At 70.7% G+C, this 7,819-nt stretch carries 7 protein-coding genes; all 7 read left to right on the plus strand.

Annotated features, from left to right (window positions below; all coding sequences use genetic code 11):
• A partial coding sequence (uvrC, locus tag IH13_RS0106775) for an excinuclease ABC subunit UvrC (RefSeq protein WP_082317527.1) occupies window positions 1-1,088 on the plus strand: 1,088 nt, incomplete at its 5' end.
• Complete coding sequence (rapZ, locus tag IH13_RS0106780) at window positions 1,085-2,101, plus strand: RNase adapter RapZ (protein WP_031081927.1); 1,017 nt, start codon at window positions 1,085-1,087, stop codon at window positions 2,099-2,101. The genes uvrC and rapZ, both read left to right, overlap by 4 nt.
• Complete coding sequence (locus IH13_RS0106785) at window positions 2,098-3,132, plus strand: gluconeogenesis factor YvcK family protein (RefSeq protein ID WP_031081929.1); 1,035 nt, start codon at window positions 2,098-2,100, stop codon at window positions 3,130-3,132. The genes rapZ and IH13_RS0106785 overlap by 4 nt, the downstream gene beginning before the upstream one ends.
• A complete protein-coding gene (gene whiA / locus IH13_RS0106790) occupies window positions 3,123-4,112 on the plus strand; it encodes a DNA-binding protein WhiA (RefSeq protein WP_014045276.1) in 990 nt (329 codons plus the stop codon). The genes IH13_RS0106785 and whiA overlap by 10 nt, the downstream gene beginning before the upstream one ends.
• Window positions 4,113-4,852: 740 nt before the next feature.
• Window positions 4,853-5,863 carry a type I glyceraldehyde-3-phosphate dehydrogenase gene (gene gap, locus IH13_RS0106795; protein ID WP_031081931.1) on the plus strand — a complete coding sequence of 337 codons (1,011 nt, stop codon included), beginning with the start codon at window positions 4,853-4,855 and terminating at the stop codon, window positions 5,861-5,863.
• Window positions 5,864-5,970: 107 nt separating this feature from the next.
• Window positions 5,971-7,182 carry a phosphoglycerate kinase gene (locus IH13_RS0106800; RefSeq protein WP_031081933.1) on the plus strand — a complete coding sequence of 404 codons (1,212 nt, stop codon included), beginning with the start codon at window positions 5,971-5,973 and terminating at the stop codon, window positions 7,180-7,182.
• Window positions 7,183-7,188: 6 nt separating this feature from the next.
• The coding region (gene tpiA, locus IH13_RS0106805; protein ID WP_031081935.1) for a triose-phosphate isomerase at window positions 7,189-7,819 on the plus strand (631 nt) is incomplete at its 3' end.

Genomic DNA, 7,819 nt, shown 5'->3' on the forward strand with positions numbered 1-7,819 from the left:
CCGCCCGCCGCGGCTCCCACGTGAGCCTGCGCATCCCCCAGCGCGGCGACAAGAAGGACCTGATGGGCACGGTCCAGCGCAACGCCCAGCAGGCCCTGGGGCTCCACAAGACCAAGCGCGCCTCCGACCTCACGACTCGCTCCCGTGCGCTGGAGGAGATCGCGGAGGCCCTCGGACTGGACACCGCCCCGCTGCGCGTCGAGTGCTTCGACATCTCGCACCTCCAGGGGGAAGACGTCGTCGCGTCGATGGTGGTCTTCGAGGACGGTCTGGCCCGCAAGAGCGAGTACCGCCGCTTCCAGATCAAGGGCTTCGAGGGCCAGGACGACGTGCGGTCGATGCACGAGGTCATCGGCCGCCGCTTCAAGCGCTACCTCCAGGAGAAGGAGCGCACGGGGGAGTGGGAAGAGGGCCCGGCCGCCTCCGGTCCCGTACCGGCCGCCTCCGGCCCGGTACCGGCCGCCTCCGGTCCCGTACCGGCCCAGCAGGTCCCGCCGTCCCCCGAGAGCGCGCCCGTGGACCCGCACGACGTACCCCGGAACGACTCCCGTGAGGACGACGGCCGCCCCAGGCGCTTCGCCTATCCGCCGCAGCTCGTCGTCGTCGACGGCGGGCAGCCCCAGGTGGCCGCCGCCAAGCGCGCCCTCGACGAGCTGGGCATCGACGACGTCGCCGTGTGCGGCCTGGCCAAGCGCCTGGAGGAGGTCTGGCTGCCGGACGAGGACGACCCCGTCGTCCTGCCCCGCTCCAGCGAGGGCCTGTACCTCCTCCAGCGCATCCGCGACGAGGCCCACCGCTTCGCCATCACCTACCAGCGCGCCAAACGGGCCAAGCGCATCCGCAGCAGTCCGCTGGACGACATCGCGGGGCTCGGCGAGACCCGCAAGCAGGCCCTGATCAAACACTTCGGTTCCGTCAAGAGGCTGCGGCAGGCGACAATCGACGAGATCTGCGAGGTGCCCGGGATAGGCCGTCGGACGGCGGAATCCGTGGCCGTCGCACTCGCCGGAGCCACGCCGCCCGCACCGGCCGTCAACACGGCCACCGGAGAGATCATCGAAGAGGACGACGGGGGCAGTACGCCATGACCGAGCACACGCACGACCGCGGTGACGCCCAGGCGCCCGACAGCACCGACAGCACCGACAGCACCGACAGCACCGACAGCACCGACCGAACAGACGGAGCAGCACACGTGAGTACGGGAAGCGCCCAGGAGAAGGGCGAGAGCGCCGCGCCGGCCATCCCGGAGCTGGTGATCATCTCGGGGATGTCGGGCGCGGGACGCAGCACGGCGGCCAAGTGCCTGGAGGACCTCGGCTGGTTCGTCGTGGACAACCTGCCGCCCGCACTGATCCCCACGATGGTGGAGCTGGGCGCCCGGTCCCAGGGGAACGTGGCCCGTATCGCCGTCGTCGTCGACGTACGGGGCCGCCGCTTCTTCGACAACCTCCGGGAGTCCCTCGCGGACCTGGAGGCCAAGCACGTCACCCGGCGGATCGTCTTCCTGGAGTCCTCCGACGACGCCCTCGTACGCCGTTTCGAGTCGGTCCGCCGCCCGCACCCCCTCCAGGGGGACGGCCGCATCGTCGACGGCATCGTGGCCGAGCGCGACCTGCTGCGCGAGCTGCGCGGCGACGCCGACCTGGTCATCGACACCTCCAGCCTCAACGTGCACGAGCTGCGGGCCAAGATGGACGCCCAGTTCGCCGGGGACGAGGAGCCCGAGCTGCGGGCCACGGTGATGTCGTTCGGCTTCAAGTACGGCCTGCCGGTCGACGCCGACCTCGTCGTGGACTGCCGCTTCCTGCCCAACCCGCACTGGGTCCCCGAACTGCGCCCCTTCACCGGGCTCAACGAGGAGGTGTCCGACTACGTCTTCGACCAGCCCGGCGCCAAGGAGTTCCTCAACCAGTACACCGAGCTGCTCCAGCTGATCGCGTCCGGTTACCGCCGTGAGGGCAAGCGCTACGTGACGATCGCCGTCGGCTGTACGGGCGGCAAGCACCGCTCCGTGGCCATGTCGGAGAAGCTCGCCAAGCGGCTGGCGACCGAAGGTATCGAGACCGTCCTCGTCCACCGGGACATGGGGCGAGAGTGACCAGGCACCCGCTGCGGCGGCACCGGCTGAGCAGGGCGACGGGCGCCCTCTCCGGCCGTAAGCGCGGCGCGCAGCCCAAGGTCGTCGCCCTCGGCGGCGGCATGGGCCTGTCCGCGTCGCTCACGGCGCTGCGCCGGATCACCGGCGACCTCACGGCCGTGGTCACCGTCGCCGACGACGGCGGCTCCTCCGGCCGGCTCCGCGAGGAGCTCGGCGTCCTGCCCCCCGGCGACCTGCGCAAAGCGCTGGCCGCGCTCTGCGGTGACGACGAGTGGGGCCAGACCTGGGCCCAGGTGATCCAGCACCGCTTCGAGTCCAAGGGCGACCTGCACGAGCACGCGGTGGGCAACCTGCTCATCGTCGCCCTGTGGGAGCAGCTCGGCGACCACGTCCAGGCCCTCGACCTGGTCGGCAAGCTGCTCGGCGCCCACGGCAGGGTCCTGCCCATGTCGGCCGTGCCCCTGGAGCTCCAGGCGCTGGTGCGCGGCCACCACCCCGAGCGCCCCGACGACATGGTCACCGTGCGGGGGCAGGCGACGGTGGCGCTCACCCCGGGCGAGGTGCAGTCCGTCCATCTCGTCCCGGCCGATCCGCCGGCCGTGCCCGAAGCGGTCGCGGCGGTCCTGGACGCCGACTGGGTCGTGCTCGGCCCGGGGTCCTGGTTCTCCTCGGTGATCCCGCACCTCCTGGTCCCCGAACTCCTCGACGCCCTGGTCTCCACGAAGGCCCGCAAGGTCCTCTCGCTCAACCTCGCGCCGCAACCCGGTGAAACCGAAGGCTTCTCACCGCAGCGTCATTTGGAGGTTTTGGGACGACACGCCCCTAAACTCGCCATGGACGTGGTGCTGGCCGACGAGGCCGCCGTGCCCGACCGCGAGTCCCTCGCCGATGCCGCCAAGCGGCTCGGAGCCGCGGTCGAGCTGGCCCCTGTGGCCTCACCCGACGGCGTTCCGATTCACGATCCGGAGCTGTTGGCCGCCGCGTACGACCGTATTTTTCGGATGCATGGAAGGATCGGCCCATGGCGATGACGCCAGCGGTGAAGGACGAAATCTCTCGGCTTCCCGTGACCCGGACCTGCTGCAGGAAAGCAGAGGTTTCGGCGATTCTTCGGTTCGCGGGCGGGCTGCACCTGGTGAGCGGCCGGATTGTGATCGAGGCCGAGCTGGACACCGCGATGGCGGCGCGCCGGCTCAAGCGGGACATCCTGGAGATCTTCGGGCACAGCTCGGAGCTCATCGTGATGGCCCCCGGCGGACTGCGCCGCGGCTCCCGCTACGTCGTACGCGTGGTGGCCGGGGGCGATCAGCTGGCCCGCCAGACCGGCCTGGTGGACGGCCGCGGCCGTCCCATCCGCGGGCTGCCCCCGCAGGTGGTCTCGGGGGCCACCTGCGACGCCGAGGCGGCCTGGCGCGGGGCCTTCCTGGCCCACGGCTCGCTCACCGAGCCCGGCCGCTCGTCCTCGCTGGAGGTGACCTGCCCGGGTCCGGAGGCGGCCCTGGCCCTGGTCGGTGCTGCCCGCAGGCTCTCCATCGCGGCCAAGGCCCGCGAGGTGCGCGGGGTGGACCGCGTCGTCGTCCGTGACGGTGACGCGATCGGCGCGCTGCTGACGCGGTTGGGCGCCCACGAGTCGGTGCTCGCCTGGGAGGAGCGCCGGATGCGGCGCGAGGTCCGGGCCACGGCCAACCGGCTGGCCAACTTCGACGACGCCAACCTCCGCCGTTCCGCGCGGGCCGCGGTGGCGGCCGGGGCCCGCGTGGGGCGCGCCCTGGAGATCCTGGGCGAGGAGGTCCCCGAGCACCTGGCGGCGGCCGGACGGCTGCGCATGGAGCACAAGCAGGCGTCCCTGGAGGAGCTCGGCGCGCTCGCCGACCCGCCGCTGACCAAGGACGCGGTAGCGGGGCGGATCAGGCGGCTGCTGGCGATGGCCGACAAGCGGGCCCAGGACCTCGGCATCCCCGGTACGGAGTCCACCCTCAGCGAGGAGATGGCCGACGGCCTCGTCGGCTGAGACCGCGCCCGCCCCACGCCTACGCCTACGCCCGCAGGCGTGGGCGCGGGGCGGGCGGGCAAGGCTGCCGGGGCAAGCCCGTCCGGGCCGGGTCCGGCGGGAGCCGTTCCGGAAAGCGGTGTGAGCCCTTTCCCTGCCGGTCGGGTCGGGCCGGTAGGGGGTGGGACCGGTCGAGCCGGACCGGTCGAGCGAGCCGGGCCGGTCGAGAGACCGTTCCGGCAGATCGAACGAGGGGCGCCCCGCCCGATCGAGCGGCCGGAACCCTCCGTCGTCGGCGCACCGCGAAAAGCTGCGCCGACGATATTTTTATCGATTGAGTAGCGCCCCGCGCAATTGAGCGAAATAGCGTCGGCGGTCAACTGCCGGCCACCCCGAAAGTGTGTCTCCGCCGGCGCTTTCCGGTCCTGGGTACCCGCGGCCTCACGGGGGAGGCGGAGCCGTGTCAGTCACCTCGGGTGACAGGGGTAACGCCACCGGCAGTGGGTAGGCGTACAACGCAAGGGGCCCGGCCTCAGAGCGTGTTGACGCTCGGTGACCGCGCGGTGAGCGCCGGTCGCCGCCGCGGGGGCGACCGGCCGGAGTGTCCGTACCCCTACCCGGGAGTACGGATATCCCTCTTCGTACCGGCCGCTCGATGTCACCCAAAAGCCTTCGGAGAGGTAGGGTCGGAGGCGGTCGGGGACATCCCTAATAAACTCGCCGGCATCTAAAACCGGCGTACCTAACGAGGAGATCGGTTCGTGACGATCCGCGTAGGCATCAACGGCTTTGGCCGCATCGGTCGCAACTACTTCCGTGCGCTGCTGGAGCAGGGTGCGGACATCGAGATCGTGGCTGTCAACGACCTGGGTGACACCGCGACCACGGCACACCTGCTGAAGTACGACACCGTTCTGGGTCGTCTCAAGGCAGAGGTCAGCAACACCGCCGACACCATCACCGTCGACGGCCACACCATCAAGGTGCTCTCCGAGCGCAACCCGGCCGACATCCCCTGGGGTGAGCTGGGCGTCGACATCGTCATCGAGTCGACCGGTATCTTCACCAAGAAGGCCGACGCCGAGAAGCACATCGCCGGTGGCGCCAAGAAGGTCCTCATCTCGGCTCCGGCCAAGGACGAGGACATCACCATCGTGATGGGCGTCAACCAGGACAAGTACGACGCGGCCAGCCACCACGTCATCTCCAACGCCTCCTGCACCACCAACTGTGTGGCGCCGATGGCCAAGGTCCTCGACGAGAACTTCGGCATCGTCAAGGGCCTGATGACGACGGTCCACGCGTACACGAACGACCAGCGCATCCTGGACTTCCCGCACTCGGACCTGCGCCGCGCCCGCGCCGCCGCCGAGAACATCATCCCGACCACGACCGGTGCCGCCAAGGCGACCGCCCTGGTCCTGCCGCAGCTCAAGGGCAAGCTCGACGGCATCGCGATGCGCGTGCCGGTCCCCACGGGCTCCGCCACCGACCTGGTCGTGACGCTGCAGCGCGAGGTCACCAAGGACGAGGTCAACGCCGCGTTCAAGAAGGCCGCCGACGACGGCGACCTGAAGGGCTTCCTGACGTACACCGAGGACCCGATCGTCTCCTCCGACATCGTCGGTGATCCGTCCTCCTGCACCTTCGACTCCTCCCTGACCATGGTCCAGGAGGGGAACTCGGTGAAGATCCTCGGCTGGTACGACAACGAGTGGGGCTACTCCAACCGCCTTGTCGACCTGACCGTCTTCGTCGGCGGCCAGCTCTGATCCTAGGATCGGCAGGCATCTCGATGTGAGCAACGGGCTCGGGCGGCGCGACGAAGCGCCGCCCGAGCCCTTGCATGCTTCCGTCCTTCCAAGGAGTACCGCTACAGATGAAGACGATCGACGAACTTCTCGCCGAAGGGGTCACCGGTAAGCGGGTATTCGTCCGCGCCGACCTCAACGTGCCGCTGGACGGCACCACGATCACCGACGACGGCCGTATCCGCGCCGTCCGGCCGACGATCGCCCGGCTCGCCGAAGCCGGTGCGCGGGTCGTCGTCGCCTCGCACCTCGGACGCCCCAAGGGCGCCCCGGACCCGGCCTTCTCGCTCGCCCCGGCCGCCGCCCGCCTCGGTGAACTCCTCGGCAGCGACGTCGCGTTCGCGACCGACACCGTCGGCGAGTCCGCCCGCGCCACGGTCGGCGCCCTCACCGACGGCCAGGTCGCCGTCCTGGAGAACCTGCGTTTCAACGCCGGGGAGACCTCCAAGGACGACGCCGAGCGCGGCGCCTTCGCCGACCGGCTCGCCGAGCTCGCCGACGTCTACGTCGGCGACGGTTTCGGCGCCGTCCACCGCAAGCACGCCTCGGTGTACGACCTCCCGGCCCGGCTCCCGCACGCCGCCGGCTCCCTGATCGCCACCGAGGTCGGCGTCCTGAAGAAGCTCACCGAGGACGTCGCGCGCCCCTACGCCGTGGTGCTCGGCGGCGCCAAGGTCTCCGACAAGCTCGGGGTCATCGACCACCTGCTGGAGAAGGCCGACCGGATCCTCATCGGCGGCGGCATGGCGTACACCTTCCTCAAGGCCCAGGGCCACGAGGTCGGCATCTCGCTGCTCCAGGAGGACCAGGTCCCGGCCGTCCAGGGGTACCTCAAGCGCGCCGAGGAGCTCGGTGTGGAGTTCGTCCTCCCCGTCGACGTCCTGGTCTCGGCCGAGTTCCCCGACCTGAAGACGAAGGCCCCGGCCAACCCCACCACGGTCGCCGCGGACGCCATCCCGGCCGACCAGGAGGGCCTGGACATCGGCCCCGGGACCCGCGAGCTGTACGCGGCGAAGCTCGCCGACGCGGCCACGGTCTTCTGGAACGGCCCGATGGGTGTCTTCGAGCACCCCGACTACGCCGAGGGAACCAAGGCGGTCGCCCAGGCCCTCGCCGACGCCGAGGCCTTCAGCGTCGTCGGCGGCGGGGACTCCGCCGCCGCCGTCCGCATCCTGGGCTTCGACGAGAACGCATTCGGACACATCTCGACCGGTGGCGGCGCCAGCCTCGAATACCTCGAGGGCAAGACGCTTCCCGGCCTCGCCGCACTGGAGGACTGACCTTTCATGACCACCCGCACCCCGCTGATGGCGGGCAACTGGAAGATGAACCTCAACCACCTCGAGGCCATCGCCCACGTCCAGAAGCTCGCCTTCGCCCTGACCGACAAGGACTACGAGGCCGTCGAGGTCGCCGTCCTGCCGCCCTTCACCGACCTGCGCTCCGTGCAGACCCTGGTCGACGGCGACAAGCTGAAGATCAAGTACGGCGCCCAGGACCTCTCGGCCCAGGACTCCGGCGCGTACACCGGTGAGATCTCCGGCCCGATGCTCGCCAAGCTGAAGTGCACGTACGTGGCCGTCGGCCACAGCGAGCGCCGTCAGTACCACGGCGAGACCGACGAGATCTGCAACGCCAAGGTCAAGGCCGCCTTCAGGCACGGTCTGACCCCGATCCTCTGCGTCGGTGAGGGCCTGGACGTCCGCAAGGCCGGTGACCAGGTCTCCCACACGCTCGCGCAGCTCGACGGCGCCCTGAAGGACGTCCCGGCCGAGCAGGCCGAGACCGTCGTGGTCGCCTATGAGCCGGTCTGGGCCATCGGCACCGGTGAGGTCGCCACCCCCGAGGACGCCCAGGAGGTCTGCGGCGCGATCCGCGGCCGGCTCGCCGAGCTGTACTCGCAGGAGCTCGCCGACG

Source organism: Streptomyces sp. NRRL WC-3549 (genome assembly GCF_000721935.1).
Lineage (GTDB): Bacteria > Actinomycetota > Actinomycetes > Streptomycetales > Streptomycetaceae > Streptomyces.